The 18,265-nt window shown below is 59.4% G+C and carries 10 protein-coding genes and 6 pseudogenes; 7 read left to right on the top strand and 9 right to left on the bottom strand.

The window, feature by feature from the left end; translation table 11 throughout:
- Window positions 1-80 precede the first annotated feature (80 nt).
- Window positions 81-1,077: pseudogene (locus EIO60_RS07410) on the top strand (GMP reductase).
- 33 nt (window positions 1,078-1,110) lie between these two features.
- Here EIO60_RS07410 and EIO60_RS07405 read toward each other — a convergent pair.
- The 6 genes and pseudogenes from EIO60_RS07405 to nadC form a co-directional block, all read right to left on the bottom strand.
- Window positions 1,111-2,218 (bottom strand): annotated as a pseudogene (locus EIO60_RS07405) (type II secretion system F family protein).
- Window positions 2,219-2,365: 147 nt separating this feature from the next.
- Window positions 2,366-2,904 (bottom strand): annotated as a pseudogene (locus tag EIO60_RS17155) (ATPase, T2SS/T4P/T4SS family); the annotation flags it as partial.
- Complete coding sequence (locus EIO60_RS17150) at window positions 2,805-3,122, bottom strand: hypothetical protein (protein ID WP_445082595.1); 318 nt, start codon at window positions 3,120-3,122, stop codon at window positions 2,805-2,807. The gene EIO60_RS17150 and the pseudogene EIO60_RS17155, both read right to left, overlap by 100 nt.
- Before the next feature lie 114 nt (window positions 3,123-3,236).
- Entirely contained in the window at window positions 3,237-3,365 is a 129-nt protein-coding gene (locus EIO60_RS17145) for a hypothetical protein (RefSeq protein WP_445082594.1), read from the bottom strand.
- Between the two features lie 7 nt (window positions 3,366-3,372).
- Window positions 3,373-3,833, bottom strand: a pseudogene (ppdD, locus tag EIO60_RS16130) (prepilin peptidase-dependent pilin).
- 177 nt (window positions 3,834-4,010) lie between these two features.
- Window positions 4,011-4,907 carry a carboxylating nicotinate-nucleotide diphosphorylase gene (gene nadC / locus EIO60_RS07385; RefSeq protein ID WP_258576371.1) on the bottom strand — a complete coding sequence of 299 codons (897 nt, stop codon included), beginning with the start codon at window positions 4,905-4,907 and terminating at the stop codon, window positions 4,011-4,013.
- 198 nt (window positions 4,908-5,105) lie between these two features.
- Here nadC and ampD point away from each other — a divergent pair, with 198 nt between their 5' ends.
- Window positions 5,106-5,657, top strand: a complete 552-nt coding sequence (ampD, locus tag EIO60_RS07380) for a 1,6-anhydro-N-acetylmuramyl-L-alanine amidase AmpD (RefSeq protein WP_258576370.1) — start codon at window positions 5,106-5,108, stop codon at window positions 5,655-5,657.
- Between the two features lie 16 nt (window positions 5,658-5,673).
- The gene (gene ampE / locus EIO60_RS07375) at window positions 5,674-6,528 is read left to right on the top strand and encodes a beta-lactamase regulator AmpE (RefSeq protein ID WP_258576369.1); all 855 of its coding nucleotides are present in this window, start codon (window positions 5,674-5,676) and stop codon (window positions 6,526-6,528) included.
- Here ampE and EIO60_RS07370 read toward each other — a convergent pair.
- The 3 genes and pseudogenes from EIO60_RS07370 to aroP all read right to left on the bottom strand — a co-directional run bounded on the left by EIO60_RS07370 (window position 6,510) and on the right by aroP (window position 10,385).
- Window positions 6,510-7,412 (bottom strand): annotated as a pseudogene (locus EIO60_RS07370) (glycoside hydrolase family 43 protein). The gene ampE and the pseudogene EIO60_RS07370 overlap by 19 nt on opposite strands.
- A gap of 66 nt (window positions 7,413-7,478) precedes the next feature.
- Window positions 7,479-8,856, bottom strand: a pseudogene (locus EIO60_RS07365) (glycoside-pentoside-hexuronide (GPH):cation symporter).
- A gap of 173 nt (window positions 8,857-9,029) precedes the next feature.
- The gene (gene aroP / locus EIO60_RS07360) at window positions 9,030-10,385 is read right to left on the bottom strand and encodes an aromatic amino acid transporter AroP (RefSeq protein WP_258576368.1); all 1,356 of its coding nucleotides are present in this window, start codon (window positions 10,383-10,385) and stop codon (window positions 9,030-9,032) included.
- A gap of 512 nt (window positions 10,386-10,897) precedes the next feature.
- On the opposite strand from aroP, the gene pdhR reads away from it, so the two are divergent.
- From pdhR to lpdA, 4 genes are all read left to right on the top strand, one after another.
- On the top strand, window positions 10,898-11,662 hold the full coding sequence (gene pdhR, locus EIO60_RS07355; protein ID WP_258576367.1) for a pyruvate dehydrogenase complex transcriptional repressor PdhR: 765 nt from the start codon (window positions 10,898-10,900) through the stop codon (window positions 11,660-11,662).
- A 126-nt stretch (window positions 11,663-11,788) separates the two neighbouring features.
- Entirely contained in the window at window positions 11,789-14,455 is a 2,667-nt protein-coding gene (gene aceE, locus EIO60_RS07350; RefSeq protein WP_258576366.1) for a pyruvate dehydrogenase (acetyl-transferring), homodimeric type, read from the top strand.
- Between the two features lie 14 nt (window positions 14,456-14,469).
- Complete coding sequence (aceF, locus tag EIO60_RS07345; RefSeq protein ID WP_258576365.1) at window positions 14,470-16,059, top strand: pyruvate dehydrogenase complex dihydrolipoyllysine-residue acetyltransferase; 1,590 nt, start codon at window positions 14,470-14,472, stop codon at window positions 16,057-16,059.
- A gap of 299 nt (window positions 16,060-16,358) precedes the next feature.
- Complete coding sequence (gene lpdA / locus EIO60_RS07340) at window positions 16,359-17,786, top strand: dihydrolipoyl dehydrogenase (protein ID WP_258576364.1); 1,428 nt, start codon at window positions 16,359-16,361, stop codon at window positions 17,784-17,786.
- The last annotated feature ends 479 nt before the right edge of the window (window positions 17,787-18,265 follow it).

Below are 18,265 nucleotides of genomic sequence, written 5' to 3'. Positions count from 1 at the left end.
CGAACTGCGATTCGATGCCATTCACCAAGACACTTTCTATGCGTATTGAAGGAGATTTAAAACTGGGTTGAAAAAATGTACTGATCCGCCCTAAGCGCTCTACCCTGAAAAGCCGTTCACAGGTTGAACTTGAGCGCAGCTTTACCTTTAAGCACTCGGGACTGAGCTGGAGCGGCGTACCGGTGATTGCCGCCAATATGGATACCGTCGGCACCTTTACCATGGCGACGGCGCTCGCCAGCTTCGACATCCTGACGGCAGTGCACAAGCACTATAGCGTGGAGGAGTGGCGCGCCTTTATCGCGCGCACGCCGGTCGCGGTGCTGAACCACGTTATGGTTTCAACCGGCACCTCCGACGCCGATCTGCAAAAGCTCACCGCCATTCTGGCGCTTTCCGCCGATCTGAAATTTATTTGCATCGACGTCGAGAAAGGCTATTCCGAGCACTTCGTGACCTTCCTGCAGCGCGCGCGAGCAGTTCCCGGATTGCACCATCTGCGCGGGCAACGTGGTTACCGGCGAAATGGTGGAGGAGCTGATTCTTTCCGGCGCCGATATCGTCAAAGTGGGCATTGGACCCGGTTCGGTATGCACCACCCGGGCCAAAACCGGCGTGGGCTACCCGCAACTTTCCGCCGTTATTGAATGCGCGGACGCGGCACACGGGCTGAGCGGCCAGATTGTCAGCGATGGCGGCTGCGCGGTGCCGGGCGACATCGCCAAGGCATTCGGCGGCGGCGCGGATTTCGTGATGCTGGGCGCGGATGCTTGCCGCGCATGATGAATGCGAAGGCACGGTCGTGGAAGAGAACGGCGAGCAGTTTATGCTGTTTTACAGCATGAGCTCTGAATCTGCGATGAAGCGGCATGTAGGCGGCGTGGCCGGCTATCGGGCGGCGGAAGGAAAAACGGTTAAGCTGCCGCTGCGCGGGCCGGTTGAGGAGACGGCGCGCGATATTCTGGGCTGGTTGCGCTCAGCCTGCACCTATGTCGGTGCCGAGCGGCTGAAAGAGTTGACCAAACGCACCACCTTTATCGCGTTGCCGAGCAGGAAAACCGCGTCTTTAACCGCTAACGACGCGCACACCACAGGGTGCCGCCGTGTACCCTAGTGGATAACCTCTCCTAGACCAAACACCGGCAGGTACATCGCTATTACCAACGTTCCGACGATGCCGCCTACGACCACCATCATCAGCGGCTCCAGCGAGGCAGCGAGAGCGTCGGCCAGCGCCAGCGTTTGCGCCTCGTGCCACCTCCGCCAGCCTGGCCAGCATAACGTCCAACGCGCCAGCCTCCTCGCCCACGTGCACCAGCTGCACGCAAAGCGGGGTAAACGGCACATGATCCCGCATCGCCTGACTTAATGGCCGTCCCTGGATAATATGCCGCTGAAGCGCCGCCACCGCCTCCTGCCACAGTCGCGCCGTCAGTGTTGCCTCGGCCGCCTGTAATCCCTGCAGCAGCGTTATGCCCGCCTGCTGCGTCAGATGCAATATGGCGTAAATCTGGCTGAGCTGGCTGCCGCGCCACAGAGTGGAAAGCAGCGGCAGGCGCAGCATCAGCCGCTGCTCTCCTCGCTGCCACGCTGCAGAGCGCCGACGCAGCGTCTGCCAGCCCGCAAGCGCCAGCAACAGCAATAGCGCGATCCAGCCGCCCCAGCGCTGCAGCCCCGCGGAAAGCGCCATTACCGCCACCGCGACCAGCAGAACAAACAGCGGATAGCGCAGCGCCTTGATGACTTTGCGTCGCAAAAACTGCTGCCGCGCCTGCTGCTGGGCCAGCTGCGCGCAGCGGAGGTCGAGCTGGCTGGTCAGCTCGCCGACCTGCATCAGCGCGGCAAAGAGCGGCAGAAATATTTGCGGCCACTGACGCAGCGCTTGCGATAGCGGAACGCCGCTTGATACCTGTAGCCGCAGAGCATGCAGCCGCCGCCAGCCGGCATGCGGATGCCCCTGTGACAGCAGTTCAAGGCCCTGCGCCATCGGCAGACCGGCTTTCAGCAGCGTCGCCAGCTGCGCCATCAGCTCAATTTTTTGCTGCCATTTCCAGTCACGCACGCGCCAGGCCTTGCGGCGGCGCCAGCTGAGCGGTAACAGATTTTGCTCGGCCAACTGGCGCAGCAGCCATTGCTCATCGGCCGCGATACTCTCTCCCTCATGCAGCTGCTGCTGGCTGTTTACTGCCTGCCAGCGATAGAGGCTAAGCCTGAACATCATCCAGCCTCGTCACGCGCTGCATCTCTTCCAGCGAGGTGTCGCCACGGCTGACCGCTTCCAGCCCGGCGCTGAAACGCGAGCGCATGAATAGCCGGAAAAACAGTGGTCGCAGCCTGGCGCGCGCCAGGCCAGACGTCGGGCGGGAAGTGCGTAACCGCCTGCGCCGGTTGGTGGCAATGCGGGCAGAGGCGGCGCACCAGCCACTAGTCGCAGCGCCGGGCCGAGCAGATAGCCGGGGATGCCCATCTGCCGCAGCCGCATTAGCGCCTCTGCCGTTGAGTTAGTATGCAGAGTGACAGCAACAGATGGCCGGTCTGCGCCGCTTTAACTGCAATCTCCGCCGTCTCCGCATCGCGAATTCCGCCCACCATAATCACGTCGGGATCCTGGCGCAGCAGGGCGCGCAGCACCCGGTTAAAATCCAGGCCATATTTCGGGTTGATCTGCGTCTGATTAATCCCCTTCAGCGGGATCTCCACCGGATCCTCCACGCTGCTGACGTTCAGGGCGGGGCGGTTGAGGGTGCTCAGGCAGCTTTAGAGCGTAAAGGTTTTTCCACTGCCGGTGGGGCCAGTCACCAGGATCAGCCCCTGCGGCTTCGCCAGCGCGGCGTCGAGCAGGCGCCGCTGGGCGGCGGGCAAGCCCAGTTTATGCAGCGACAGGGCGCTGCTTTCGCTTTGCAGCAGGCGGATAACCGCTTTCTCGCCGTGATGCACCGGCCGTCGCGAGGCGAAAGGCGGCGGCGTTGCCCTCCAGCGTGTGCGTAAACTGGCAGTCCTGCGGCTGCGGCCGACGCGAGCGGCTGCAGCACCCCGTCAATGCGCAGCCGCACGCGCACGCCGTCGCGCTGCGGTTCAATATGAATACCAGACGCCCGCCGCCGCAGCGCCTGTCGCAGCATGCTGTCTACCGCTTCGACCGCCGATTCGGGCAGCGCGTCGCCTCCCGGCTGCGCGGCAGTGTCGCTGTGCAGATGCAGCTTAATGCGCGCCTGCGGCCAGCACTCAATCTCTGTTTAGCACTGGCTGGCGAAGCGCAGCGCCTCGCGTAGCCCCTCTGGCGCCTGTTCGGCCACGGCGACGCGCAGCAGCGTCGCATCATTATGCAGCACCACGGCGCGATAGCGCTGGCAAAGCGCGCGCACGGCGGACTCAGGACTCAGGCGTTGTCATTGCGGCTCCCCGGTCGTCGAAGCGGAACTGCTCCAGACAGTTGTCACGCAGGCTGTCGAGGTTGCTGGTACAGCTGCGCTGCCAGCTAAGGCTGCCGTCTGCGCTGTCCCTGACTGGCGTCATTTCGACGCTCAGCCCAGTCAGACTCTCCTGGCCGGTCAGGGTAATGACGCCGTTAACTACGGTCAGCGCGGAGATATAGCGCGATCCTTTTCCCGCCGGAATGCTTTTTTCTCCCGCCTGGCACGCCTCGGGTCCGCCGTGCTCTATCGCGCCAGCTCGACGGCGGTCTTGAAAGGCATAGCGGTTTGCAGCATGTCGGTAAGTGCCGCCCGTTGCAGATAGTTTTGATAGCCCGGCAGGCCGATCGCGCTGAGAATCGCCACGATTCCGACGACAATCATCAGCTCGACAAGGGTAAATCCCCGTTGGTGGGTCATTGTTTCGCCTCCTTGAGTAAGAGGCGGCAGCATAGAAAAGCGCCGGCGCGAAACCCAGCGGCGATTGCGCGCGTCGCGAGCGGCTACGCAACCGCTGTCGACACTTGCGCTGGGCTGGCAAACGAAATGGAAGGCAGCCCGCAAAAATGCCGTGCGCAGCGACACGGCGTCAGGAGTTTACAGCGTGGTAAAGCGCATGGAGAGATCGAGGGCGCGAACGTGTTTGGTGAGCGCGCCGACGGAAATGTAGTCGACGCCGGTCTGCGCAATCTGAGGCAGCATAGCCTCCGTTACGTTGCCGGAGACCTCAAGCTGCGCGCGACCCTGAGTGCGCGCTACGGCGTCGCGCATCTCATCAAGGGTGAAATTGTCCAGCATCACGATGTCGGCGCCGGCCGCCAGCGCCTGATCCAGCTCCGCTAGCGATTCGACTTCCACCTCGACCGGCACGTCCGGATGCAGCCAGAACGCCTTCTCTACCGCCTGCTGAATCGAGCCGCTGGCGATAATATGGTTCTCCTTAATCAAAAAGGCGTCGGAAAGGCCGAGGCGATGATTGGCGCCGCCGCCGCACAGCACGGCGTATTTCAGCGCTGTGCGCAGTCCCGGCAGGGTTTTACGCGTATCAAGCAGCTGGGTCTGGCTGCCCTCAAGTCGCTGTACATAGCGATTCGTTTCTGTTGCCACGCCTGACAGCGTCTGCACAAAGTTGAGCGCGGTGCGCTCGGCAGTCAGCAGTCGGCGGGAAGGGCCGCTCAGGGAAAAAAGCCGCTGGTCGGGAACAACACTGTCGCCATCGTCCACTTCCCAGCTGAGCGTGACGTGACCGCCCAGCTGATTGAAGACCTCCTCCACCCAAAGTTTACCACAGAAAACGCCCGCCTCGCGCGTAATCACCTGCGCATGCGCCTGGCTCTGGTCGGAAAGCAGCTGAGCGGTAATATCGCGGTCAGCATCGATTTCGCCGCCCAAATCTTCCTGCAGCGCGCGTGCGACCGTGGCGGGAATATCCTGTTCAATGCGCGCGATTAGCGCCTGACGGCGGCGATCGGCGTCGTAACGACGGGTTGACATAGCGGCAGGCTCCCATTAAGCGAAAAAGCAGTGGCGGTCACAATAGCCCGAATTTCACTCGGCTGCCAGCCAAAGTCGCCGTTTTGTTTAGTATCCTTAACTCCGGCGGGCAAATGACGCGCCGCCGCGGCATTAAGCTGCAAAAAATTATCATAAATCGTGCTATTCTCAGCCGGACGCTGCTAAGGAAGAACCGGCATGAAACTAGAACAGGGCTGGCTGACCGACGTTCGTCAGTTGCCGTCGCCACACTTTAATGCACGCCCTCATGACGAGGCGCCCTCGCTGCTGGTGATCCACAATATCAGCCTGCCGCCCGTTGAATTCGGCGGTCCCTGGATCGATCGCTTGTTCATCGGCACGCTGCCGCCGGAGGCGCATCCCTATTTCGCCGATATCGCCCACTTGCAGGTCGCCGCTCACTGTCTGATCCGCCGCGACGGCGAGATCGTGCAGTATGTCTCGTTCGATCATCTCGTCTGGCATGCCGGCGTCTCCTGCTATCAGAGACGCGAAAACTGCAACGACTTTTCCATCGGCATCGGGCTGGAAGGCACCGATGACCTGCCTTACAGCGACGCTCAGTATCAGGCGCTGGCCGCGGTGACGCAGCAGCTGTTGCTGTGCTATCCCTTGACGCCCTCGCACATTACCGGACACAGCGATATCGCCCCGGCGCGTAAAACCGATCCGGGACCGGCGTTCGACTGGGTACGCTATCAGCAGCTGTTGGCGCAGCATTCTTTTTGACTTTTCCGGAGTGGGTATGACGCTGTTTACCTTGCTACTGGTTTTAGGTTGGGAACGCCTGTTTAAGCTGGGCGAGCACTGGCAGCTCGATCATCGCCTCGAGCTGCTGTTTCGCCGCCGCCGTCGCTTTTCGCTGCTGCGCACGCTGGCGATGACGCTGCTGGCGATGGCGATAGCCGCGCTGGTGATCTGGAGCCAGAAGGGCATCCTGTTTGGCGTCCCGCAGCTGCTGGTCTGGATCCTGACCGGGCTGTTCTGCATCGGCGCCGGTTCGGTGCGGCTGCACTATCACGCCTATCTGAAAGCGGCGAGCCAGGACGATGTAGCGGCGCATCAGGCGATGGCGGCCGAGCTGACGCTGATCCACGGCGTGCCGGTCGAGTGCAGCGAGGGCGAATTCCTGCGCGAGCTGCAAAACGCGCTGATCTGGATTAACTTTCGCTACTATCTGGCGCCGCTGTTCTGGTTTGTGGTCGGCGGCCCGTACGGTCCGGTGCTGCTGGTGGGCTACGCCTTCCTGTGTGCGTGGCAAAGCTGGCTGGCGAAGCACCAGTCGCCGTTGCAGCGCGCGCAGTCGGGCGTCGACGGCCTGCTGCATGTGATTGACTGGATCCCGGCGCGGCTGGCAGGCGTCGCCTATGCGCTGCTGGGCCACGGCGAGAAAGCGCTGCCGGCGTGGTTTGCCGCGCTGACCGATCTGCACCGCTCGCAGTATCAGGTGCTCACCAGCCTGGCGCAGTTCTCGCTGGCGCGCGATCCCCACTTGGATAAAGTGAAGACGCCGCGCGTAGCGGTGGCGCTGGCGAAACGCATTTCGCTGGTGCTGGTCGTGGTGGTAGCGCTGCTGACCATTTACGGCACGCTGGTGTAGTCCGCGGGCGGCACGCCGAAATTTGGCGTGGCGTCGTCGCGCCAGCTGAAACTCTTCAGCCGCGTATGGCGGTTAGGATCCCACAGCGGATCGCCTTCGATTTCTGTGTAGTTGCGCGCATGATAGACTATCACATCCTCGCCGTTCTCATCCTGAGTAAAGCAGTTGTGTCCCGGTCCGTACTGGTGATTGTCCCAGCTGGAGCTAAAGACCGGCCGCGCCAATTTGCGCCAGTGGTCGGGGGTTCAACAGATCCTGCTCAACGTCAATCGACAGAAGCCCTATGCAGTAGTTCTCATCGGTCGCGCTGGCGAAGTAGGTGACAAACAGCCGGTTGCCGTGCTTGATCACCGCCAGTCCCTCATTGACGCTAAAGCCTGCGCACTCCCACTCATATTCGGGACGGCTGAGCATCACCGGCGTGCCTTTCAGCGTCCAGGGGTTCTGCAGCTCCGCCAAGTAGAGATTGGAATTGCCGGGAATGCGGATCCTTCTGCGCCCACAGATACCAGTTCTTGCCCTGATGCATGAAGTGGGTGGCCTCCAGCGCAAAGCTATCGAACTGGCTGAAGACGCGGCGCGGCGCCTGCCAGCGTCCGCTCAGCGGATCGGCGTCGTCGCAGACCAGCGCATACATCCGGTGCTGAAACAGCCCCTCCTTGATATCGCGCGTCGGCGCGGCGGCAAAGTAGATCACCCACTGGTCGTCGATGCGGTGCAGCTCTGGCGCCCAGATCAGCTCGCTGCGGGCCGCTCTCTGGCCTGCGCCATACCACCACCGGTTTGGCCTGACGCAGCCCCAGCAGCGTGTCGGCGCGGCGCAGCTCCAGCCGATCGTAGGCGGGCACCAAGGCGATAAAGTAATAGCTCTGCGCATGGCGGATAAAGGGATCGGCCCGCTGTTCGAGAAAGGGGGGTCGGCCAGAGTGTGGTCATTTCGCTTCTCCAGGTTAGGTGACGGCGCCGTCGCGCTGATACATATCATGCAGCTCGTGGAAGTTGGCGCGGTGCGGGGCGAAATCGTCCTGAATAGTGTGTATCAGCGCCCGGTCGACCTTCAGCAGACGCACCACGCCCGCGGTAATCAAATAGCCGACGCCGGGGATCACGGTAAACAGCAGCCTAATACCGTTGACCGCCTGTGAAGACTGCTGCTTCGCGCCCGCTTCATAGCCGTAAAAAGAGAGCAGAAAGCCGACCATCGCACCCGCCACCGCCAGCCCGATCTTGAGAAAGAAGAGGTTGCCGGAGAAGCTGATGCCGGTGATGCGCTTGCCGGTTTTCCACTCGCCGTAGTCATCCACGTCCGCCATCAGCAACCAGTGCAACAGCGACGGGATTTGATGCAGCACGTTCAGCAGGAAGTAGGCGATCACCACCGTCAGCGTGGCATGCGGGTCGATCCAGTAGAAGCCGCAGGAGAAGAGCGCCAGCGCGATGTTGGTCCAGAAAAAGACCTTCAGCTTGAACCAGCGGTCGGTCAGCAGCTTCGCCAGCGTGCTGCCGATCATCATGCCGATCACGCCGAGGCTGATAAACAGCGTGGCGAAGTGGGTCGATAGCCCCATTACCCAGGTGACGTAGTACATGGTGGCGGCCATGCGGATAAAGCCGGAACAGACGTTGCAAAAGTTCAGCAGCAGAATGCGTACCCACTGGTCGTTTTTCCAGACGTCGAGCAGATCGTTTTTCAAATCGTCATGGGTCGGCACCGCCGGGCGAATACGCTCGCGCACCGTGGCGAAGCAGAATAGAAGCATCCCCAGTCCAATCAGCGCTAGCACGCTCATCGCCAGCTGATAGCCGCGCGCCTTGTCCTCGCCGCCGAACTATTCGGGCATCGGCAGCAGCGAGAGGATCAGAGTGGCGATGCCCACCTTCACAAAGCGGTAGGACTGGCAGGAGACACGCTCGCCGGGGTCATTGGTGATCACGCCGCCAAGCGAGCAGTAGAGGATGTTGATGGCGGTATAGGTCAGCGACATCAGAAAATAGGTGACGAAGGCCCAGATGACTTTATTGTCGTAGCTCCAGTCCGGCGTGGTGAACATCAGCACGCTGAACAGAACGTTAGGGCACCGACACCCAGAGCAGCCACGGACGAAAGCGTCCCCAGCGGCTCTGGGTGCGGTCGGCAATTGCGCCCATAATCGGATCGGTCACCACATTCAGCACGTGTACCGAAAGTAGCAGCGTGCCCATCAGCGCAGGCGCTAGGCCGAAGACGTCGGTATAGAAATAGTTCAGAAACAGCATAATGGCGCCGCCAATCATATTGTAGCCGGCATCGCCCTTAGCCCAGCTTTTCGCGGAAAGAGAGGGCGGAATCCTTCATGGTCATTCTCCTGCGCATTCGGTATGAGTAGGGATTATCGTTGCTGGATCAGCAGGATGGCTGCTTGCAAATAGTCGCTAAGATGGACAAAACGGTCGCGGCGGGAAGAGTGTGAACTGGATCGAAAGCGGAACAGCCCGCCGACAGCAGCCGGCGGGCTGAAAAGTCAGGCGCGCTGCGTGCGCTTTTTCACGGCATAGCTGATGGCCAGCACCAGCAGCCAGACCGGGATCAGCCAGACGGAGATCGCCATGCCCGGCGTCATCAGCATGATGATCAGCACGGCAGCCATAAAGGCCAGGCAGAGCCAGTTGCCGAACGGGTAGAGCAGGGCTCTGAAGCGGGTCGTCACGCCCTGGCGATCCTTTTTGCGGCGGAACTTCAGGTGCGCCATGCTGATCATCGCCCAGTTGATCACCAGCGTAGAGACCACCAGCGACATCAGCAGCTCAAAGGCTTCGCCGGGCATCAGATAGTTGATCAGCACGCAGAACGCCGTCGACGCGGCGGAGACCAGAATGGTCGCCACCGGCACGCCGCGGCTATCGACCTTGAGCAGCGCTTTAGGCGCGTTGCCCTGCTGAGCCAGGCCGAACAGCATACGGCTGTTGCAGTAGACGCAGCTGTTGTAGACCGACAGCGCGGCGGTGAGGATCACCACGTTCAGCGCGTTCGCCACTACCGCATCGCCCAGTTCATGGAAGATCAGTACAAAGGGACTGGTTTCTTCGGTGACGCGCGTCCAGGGCATTAGCGACAGCAGCACCGCCAGTGAACCGATATAGAAAATCAGGATGCGGTAGATCACCTGATTGGTGGCTTTGGGAATACTCTGCTCCGGGTTGTCCGCTTCCGCGGCGGTAATGCCCACCAGCTCCAGACCGCCGAAAGATAACATAATCACCGCCATCACCATCACCAGCCCGCTGAAGCCGTTCGGCAGAAAGCCGCCTTGCACCCAGAGGTTGCTGACGCTGGCCTGCGGGCCGCCGTGGCCACTGAACAGCAGCCAGCCGCCGAACAGGATCATGCCAATGACCGCGACTACTTTGACGATAGAGAACCAGAACTCCATCTCGCCGTAGACTTTGACGTTGGTAAGGTTAATGGCGTTGATCAGCACGAAGAACACCGCCGCCGTGATCCAGGTCGGGATCTCCGGCCACCAGAACTGAATATATTTGCCGACCGCGGTCAGCTCCGCCATCGCCACCAGCACATAGAGCACCCAGTAGTTCCAGCCTGACGCGAAGCCAGCGAAGTTGCTCCAGTATTTGTAGGCGAAGTGGCTGAAGCTGCCGGCGACCGGCTCTTCCACCACCATCTCGCCAAGCTGGCGCATAATCAGAAAGGCAATAAAACCGGCAATGGCGTAACCCAGAATCACGCCCGGCCCGGTAGCTTTGATCACCGACGCGCTGCCCAGAAACAGGCCGGTGCCCACCGCGCCGCCCAGCGCGATCAGCTGAATATGGCGGTTCTTTAGCCCGCGCTTCAGCGTGTCGCCGTGCTGTTGCTCCATACAAACCTCATGTTGTTTTAATTCTTCTGTTACCGCACAGAACGGATGTCAGGAAGTGGTTACATTAACGTATTGATTTATTTACGGTAACAGGCGCGCTCTCTGCGGGCGGGTGCTACCCTGGCGACAAGAATAGTGATATGCAGGCCGCTTTGCACCTGCTTTCTCTTTTCGTGCTGCGGGTTGACTGAAAAAGCGTCGTCCTTATCACAGCGTCGCCTGCGTCTTTCTGCCATGAATCTCGCGCGATGACGAATAGAATTCCCTTATGACCGGACAGGCTTTTTTACCCAGCGCTGTGTGAGGTTTGGTAAAAAGCGCCCTATTTAACAATTTGTTTACCATAACATTTCTGGTTTTTCGGAGGTAACTTACCCTGCCTGGGCGTCTATATGACAAGGTTTGTCACGGGCGTCACATAGACACAGGGTGAATACTTTGTTACTTTACGGCCGACTTTTTTAATTGGTATTACCAATTTACTCCGGGCGACGGCTTGATAAGAAGGGAAGATGGCTTACAGTAAGATTCGTCAACCTAAGCTCTCTGACGCCATTGAGCAGCAGCTCGAATCGCTGATTATGGAAGGGACGCTGCGCCTTGGCGAGAAGCTGCTCCCCGAGCGTGAACTCGCTAAACAATTTGATGTCTCACGTCCATCCCTTCGCGAAGCCATTCAGCGTCTTGAGGCGAAAGGCCTACTGCTGCGCCGTCAGGGCGGCGGCACTTTCGTTCAGGAGCGTCTCTGGCAAAGCCTGAGCGACCCGCTCGTCAGCCTGCTCACCAAGCATCCGGAATATCAGTTCGATCTGCTGGAAACGCGCCACGCGCTGGAGGAGATTGCCGCCTATTATGCGGCGCTGCGCGGTACCGAAGAGGATATCGAACGCATCCGGCACTGCCATGTGCAAATCCAGCAGGCGCAGGAGAGCGGCGATCTCGACGCGGAAGCCGATGCGGTGATGCAGTATCAGATTGCGGTTACAGAAGCGGCGCATAATGTGGTGCTGCTGCATTTGCTGCGTTCGATGGGGCCGATGCTGGAACAGAACGTTCGACAGAATTTTGAATTGCTCTACTCGCGCCGGGAAATGCTGGCGAAAGTGAGCGGTCACCGCGCCAGTATTTTCGAGGCGATTGTGGCTCGTGAGCCGGAACAAGCGCGCGAGGCTTCGCACCGTCACCTGGCGTTCATTGAGGAAATCTTGCTGGACAGAAGTCGGGAGCAGACTCGTCGTGAACGCTCCCTGCGTCGTTTACAGCAACGTAAGGAATAACGCGCGGCGCAGATCGCGCGGACATCAACGACGGGCCTGTCTCCTTGTGCTTTGGCGGCAAGCAGAACACAGGGAGACAGGCTCCTGGCAATTCAACGTATTAGACATAGATAAGGAATACTCCTCATGTCAGAACGTTTACAGAATGACGTGGATCCGATCGAAACTCGTGACTGGCTACAGGCGATCGAATCGGTCATCCGTGAAGAAGGTGTTGAGCGTGCGCAGTATCTGATCGATCAGGTGCTGGGCGCAGCCCGCAAAGGTGGCGTAAAAGTTGCGGCGGTCGGCAACGCCGTCAGCAACTATATCAACTCTATTGCCGTTGAAGACGAGCCGGAGTATCCAGGCAATACGACGCTGGAGCGTCGTATCCGTTCCGCTATCCGCTGGAACGCCATTATGTCGGTACTGCGCGCCTCGAAAAAAGATCTGGAGCTGGGCGGCCACCTCTCTTCATTCCAGTCCTCGGCGACCATTTATGAAGTCTGCTTTAACCACTTCTTCCGCGCGCGCAGCGACAAAGACGGCGGCGATCTGGTTTACTTCCAGGGCCATATCTCTCCGGGCATCTACTCGCGCGCCTTCCTGGAAGGACGTCTGACCGAAGAGCAGATGAACAACTTCCGTCAGGAAGTGTACGGTAACGGCCTCTCATCTTACCCGCACCCGAAACTGATGCCGGACTTCTGGCAGTTCCCGACCGTTTCCATGGGGCTGGGTCCGTTGAACGCCATCTATCAGGCGAAGTTCCTGAAGTATCTGGAACACCGCGGCCTGAAAGACACCTCTAACCAGACCGTTTACGCCTTCCTCGGCGACGGCGAGATGGACGAGCCGGAATCCAAAGGCGCCATCACCATCGCGACACGTGAGAAGCTGGACAACTTGGTGTTCATCATCAACTGTAACCTGCAGCGCCTGGACGGTCCGGTCACCGGTAACGGCAAGATCATCAACGAACTGGAAAGCATCTTTGCGGGCGCTGGCTGGAACGTAATCAAAGTGATCTGGGGCGGACGCTGGGACGAGCTGCTGAAGAAAGACACCAGCGGCAAGCTGATCCAGCTGATGAACGAAACCGTCGACGGCGACTATCAGACCTTTAAATCGCGCGACGGCGCCTACGTGCGCGAGCACTTCTTCGGCAAATATCCGGAGACGGCGGCGCTGGTGAAAGACTGGTCAGACGACGAGGTCTTCGCCCTGAACCGCGGCGGCCACGATCCGAAGAAAATCTACGCGGCACTGAAAAAAGCGCAGGAGACCAAAGGTCAGCCGACGCTGATTCTGGCGCATACCATCAAAGGCTATGGTATGGGCAACACCGCGGAAGGCAAAAACATCGCGCACCAGGTCAAGAAGATGAACATGGATGGCGTACGCTACATCCGCGATCGCTTCAACGTGCCGGTGGCCGACGAAAAGATCGAAGAGCTGCCGTACGTCACCTTCGATAAAGGCTCCGAAGAGTACAACTACCTGCACGGTCAGCGCGAGAAGCTGGGCGGCTACCTGCCGACCCGCCAGGCAGAGTTCACTGAAAAGCTGGAAATGCCGAAGCTGGAAGAGTTCAAGGCGCTGCTGGACGAGCAGAGCAAAGAGATCTCGACCACCATCGCCTTCGTGCGCGCCCTGAACGTGATGCTGAATAACAAGTCGATCAAAGATCGTCTGGTGCCGATCCTCGCGGACGAAGCCCGTACCTTCGGTATGGAAGGTCTGTTCCGTAAGATTGGTATCTACAGCCCGAACGGCCAGCAGTACACTCCGCAGGACCGCGAGCTGGTTGCTTACTATAAAGAAGATGAGAAAGGCCAGATTCTGCAGGAAGGGATCAACGAGCTGGGCGCAGGTTCATCCTGGCTGGCGGCGGCGACCTCTTACAGCACCAACAACCTGCCGATGATCCCGTTCTATATTTACTACTCCATGTTCGGTTTCCAGCGTATCGGCGACTTAATGTGGCTGGCGGGCGACCAGCAGGCGCGCGGCTTCCTCGTGGGCGGCACCTCCGGTCGTACCACGCTGAACGGCGAAGGTCTGCAGCACGAAGATGGCCATAGCCATATTCAGTCGCTGACCATCCCGAACTGCATCTCTTACGATCCGGCGTACGCGTATGAAGTGGCGGTCATCATGCATGACGGTCTGGTGCGCATGTACGGCGAAGCACAGGAGAACATCTACTACTACATCACCACGCTGAACGAAAACTACCACATGCCAGCGATGCCGGAAGGCGCCGAAGAGGGTATCCGTAAGGGTATCTACAAGCTGGAAACCGTGGCAGGCAGCAAAGGCAAAGTGCAGCTGCTGGGCTCAGGCTCTATCCTGCGTCACGTGCGCGAAGCTGCGCAGATCTTGGCGAAGGATTACGGCATCGGTTCCGACGTCTACAGCGTTACCTCGTTCACCGAACTGGCGCGCGACGGCCAGGACTGCGAGCGCTGGAACATGCTGCACCCAACCGAAGAAGCGAGCGTGCCGTACATTGCGCAGGTGATGAACGACGCGCCGGCAGTGGCATCGACCGACTACATGAAGCTGTTCGCAGAGCAGGTTCGCAGCTACGTTCCGGCCAGCGATTACCGCGTGCTGGGCACCGACGGCTTTGGCCGCTCCGACAGCCGCGAAAACCTGCGTCACCACTTCGAAGTGGACGCCTCCTGCGTGGTGGTTGCTGCGCTGGGCGAACTGGCTAAACGTGGCGAAATCGACAAGAAAGTGGTGGCGGACGCGATCGTGAAGTTCGACATCGATGCCGATAAAGTTAACCCGCGTCTGGCTTAAGAGGTAAGAGAGTAATGGCTACTGAAATTAAGGTACCGGGTATCGGGTCCGATGAAGTTGAAGTCACCGAGATCCTAGTGAAGGTGGGCGACAAGGTCGAAGCCGAGCAGTCGCTAATCACCGTAGAAGGCGACAAAGCCTCTATGGAAGTGCCCTCGCCGCAGGCGGGCGTGGTTAAAGAGATCAAAATTGCGACCGGCGACAAAGTCGAAACCGGCTCGCTGATCATGATTTTTGACGCAGAAGGCGCGGCGGCAGACACTGCACCAGCGCCAGCGGCGGAAGAGAAAAAAGCGGAAGCCGCGCCGGCTGCCGCCTCCAACGCAGCGAAAGATATCAACGTGCCGGATATCGGCGGCGATGAAGTGGAAGTTACCGAGATCCTGGTGAAGGTCGGCGACAAAATCGAAGCCGAGCAGTCGCTGATCGTGGTGGAAGGCGACAAGGCGTCGATGGAAGTGCCTGCGCCGTTCGCGGGTACGGTTAAAGAGATCAAAATCGAAACCGGCGCGAAAGTCAGCACCGGCTCGCTGATCATGGTCTTCGAAGTGACTGGCTCGGCGAAAGTCGAAGCGCCGAGGCAGGAAGCGGCGTCTGCGCCGGCGCCGGCAGCGGTGAAAGCCGAGGTGCCTGCCGCCGCGCCCGCGCCGAAAGCGGAGGCGAAAGGCGAGTTCGGCGAGAACGATGCCTACGTGCACGCCACGCCGGTTATCCGCCGTCTGGCGCGCGAATTCGGTGTCAACCTGGCGAAGGTCAAAGGCACCGGCCGTAAAGGCCGCATCCTGAAAGAAGACGTGCAGAGCTACGTGAAGGATGCTGTTAAGCGCGCTGAAGCCGCTCCGGCCGCTGCTGCCAGCGGCCCTGGCCTGCTGCCGTGGCCGAAAGTGGACTTCAGCAAGTTCGGCGAAGTTGAAGAAGTGGAGCTGGGCCGCATCCAGAAAATCTCTGGCGCGAACCTGAGCCGTAACTGGGTGGTGATCCCGCACGTTACCCACTTCGACAAGACCGACATCACCGATCTGGAAGCGTTCCGCAAGCAGCAGAACGCCGAAGCGGAGAAGCGCAAGCTGGACGTGAAGTATACCCCGGTTGTGTTCATCATAAAAGCAGTCGCGGCCGCGCTGGAGCAGATGCCGCGCTTCAACAGCTCGCTGTCGGAAGATGCGCAGCGCCTGACGCTGAAGAAGTACATCAACATCGGCGTGGTGGTAGATACGCCGAACGGCTTGGTGGTTCCGGTCTTCAAAGACGTAAACAAGAAAGGCATCACCGAGCTCTCTCGCGAGCTGATGGCGACCTCGAAGAAGGCGCGCGACGGCAAGCTGACCGCCAGCGACATGCAGGGCGGCTGCTTCACCATCTCCAGCCTTGGCGGCCTCGGCACAACGCATTTCGCGCCGATCGTCAACGCGCCGGAAGTCGCTATTCTTGGCGTCTCCAAGTCGGCGATGGAGCCGGTGTGGAATGGTAAAGAGTTTGTGCCGCGTCTGATGATGCCGATCTCGCTCTCCTTCGATCACCGCGTGATCGACGGCGCTGCCGGTGCACGTTTCATTACCATCATCGGCAATATGCTGTCTGATATTCGCTGTCTGGTGATGTAAGCCCAATCAAGGCCGGCAATTGTCGGCCTTGTTGTAGAGATTCGTGGCACCGTGGTTTGCAGTTTGTTAACAATTCTGTAAACTCTTGCGGTGAAAAATGTCCCGGTGGAGCAAAGGACATCGTGAGCCTGTTTCGTCAGGCGTATCTAGCGCAGTCAGTTGTTGACGCCCAGCGCGCAGAACCCGCAGCGTACTCAAGATATACGCACGGCGCTGTGCACTACCCGGATGCAACTGGTTGACCAGCCTGATGATAAACGCTCTACGTTGACCCGCCGGATCACAACTAAGAGGTCATGATGAGTACAGAGATTAAAACCCAGGTCGTGGTACTTGGGGCTGGTCCTGCAGGTTACTCTGCAGCCTTCCGTTGCGCTGATTTAGGTCTGGAAACCGTACTGGTAGAGCGTTACAGCACCCTCGGCGGTGTCTGTCTAAACGTGGGCTGTATCCCGTCAAAAGCGCTGCTGCACGTTGCGAAAGTGATCGAAGAGGCAAAAGCTCTCGAAGAACACGGCATCGTGTTTGGCCAGCCGTCCACTGATATCAACAAGGTTCGCACCTGGAAAGAGAAGGTCATCAACCAGCTCACCAGCGGCCTCGCAGGCATGGTGAAAGGGCGTAAGGTCAAAGTAGTTAACGGCCTGGGCAAATTCACCGGCGCCAACACCCTGGTGGTGGAAGGCGAGGGCGGCACGACCACCATCAACTTCCACAACGCCATCATCGCGGCCGGTTCGCGTCCGATTACCCTGCCGTTTATCCCGCACGACGACCCGCGCGTATGGGATTCTACCGATGCGCTGGAGCTGAAAGAAGTACCGGAGCGTATGCTGGTTATGGGCGGCGGCATCATCGGTCTGGAGATGGGCACCGTTTACCACGCGCTGGGTTCACAGATTGACGTGGTTGAAATGTTCGATCAGGTTATCCCGGCTGCCGATAAAGACGTGGTGAAAGTTTTCACCAAGCGTATCGCCAAGCAGTTCAACTTGATGCTGGAAACCAAAGTCACCGCGGTAGAAGCCAAAGAAGATGGCATCTACGTGACGATGGTAGGCAAAAAGGTGCCGGCCGAGCCGCAGTGCTACGACGCCGTGCTGGTGGCGATTGGTCGCGTGCCGAACGGTAAAAACCTCGATGCCGGCAAAGCGGGCGTCGAAGTAGACGAGCGCGGCTTTATCCGCGTCGACAAGCAGATGCGCACCAATGTGCCGCACATCTACGCTATTGGCGACATCGTCGGTCAGCCGATGCTGGCGCACAAAGGCGTGCATGAAGGCCACGTAGCAGCCGAAGTCATCGCCGGCATGAAGCACTACTTCGATCCGAAAGTGATCCCGTCTATCGCCTACACCGAGCCGGAAGCTGCGTGGGTCGGCCTGACCGAGAAAGAAGCGAAAGAGAAGGGTATCAGCTACGAAGTCTCTACCTTCCCGTGGGCGGCCTCTGCCCGTGCAATCGCCTCTGACTGCGCTGACGGCATGACCAAGCTGATTTTCGACAAAGAGACGCATCGCGTGATCGGTGGCGCCATCGTCGGCACCAACGGCGGCGAGCTGCTGGGCGAAATCGGTCTGGCGATCGAGATGGGCTGCGATGCGGAAGATATCGCGCTGACCATCCACGCTCACCCGACACTGCAAGAGTCGGTCGGCCTGGCGGCTGAGATCTTCGAAGGCAGCATCACCGACCTGCCGAACCCGAAAGCGAAGAAGAAGAAGTAAGCTTCAGGTTGAAAGAGAAAAGCTCCCGAAACGGGGGCTTTTTTTATGGGCTGAACAGGCCCCGGCCGTGCCCGTGCAAGACGATCCCTGCGTCATGACCGCTCCTCAGGCAACCGAGATCCCTTTTACCAGAGGCGGCGAAGCAGAAAACGCCCATAACCCAGAGGCAGGTATCAGAGAGCATAGTTATGAAAAAAGTTATGCCTCTGTCTTAACAGTCGCTGGGCCATTATTTCGCTCTGACGCATATGACTGAGCGAAAAGGCGAGGGTAACCCTTTACAGCCTGCATTACTGAGCCGCTAGCCTAAAAAAGTAAAACCGCACTTTCTGACCCGGTTAATTATGTTGTTTTTTTGTAAACAGATTAACAAACAGCCTGAACCCTGCTATGCTGCCCCACGCGGGGCCGGGCACCTTACCCTACTCATGGAATGCTGTTGTCACCAGGGTGCACCGTAACCCCATACAATGTGAGCA

It is taken from the genome of Candidatus Pantoea persica (assembly GCF_013753875.1).
Lineage (GTDB): Bacteria > Pseudomonadota > Gammaproteobacteria > Enterobacterales > Enterobacteriaceae > Pantoea > Pantoea persica.
This window is presented reverse-complemented; position numbering and strand designations above follow the sequence as displayed.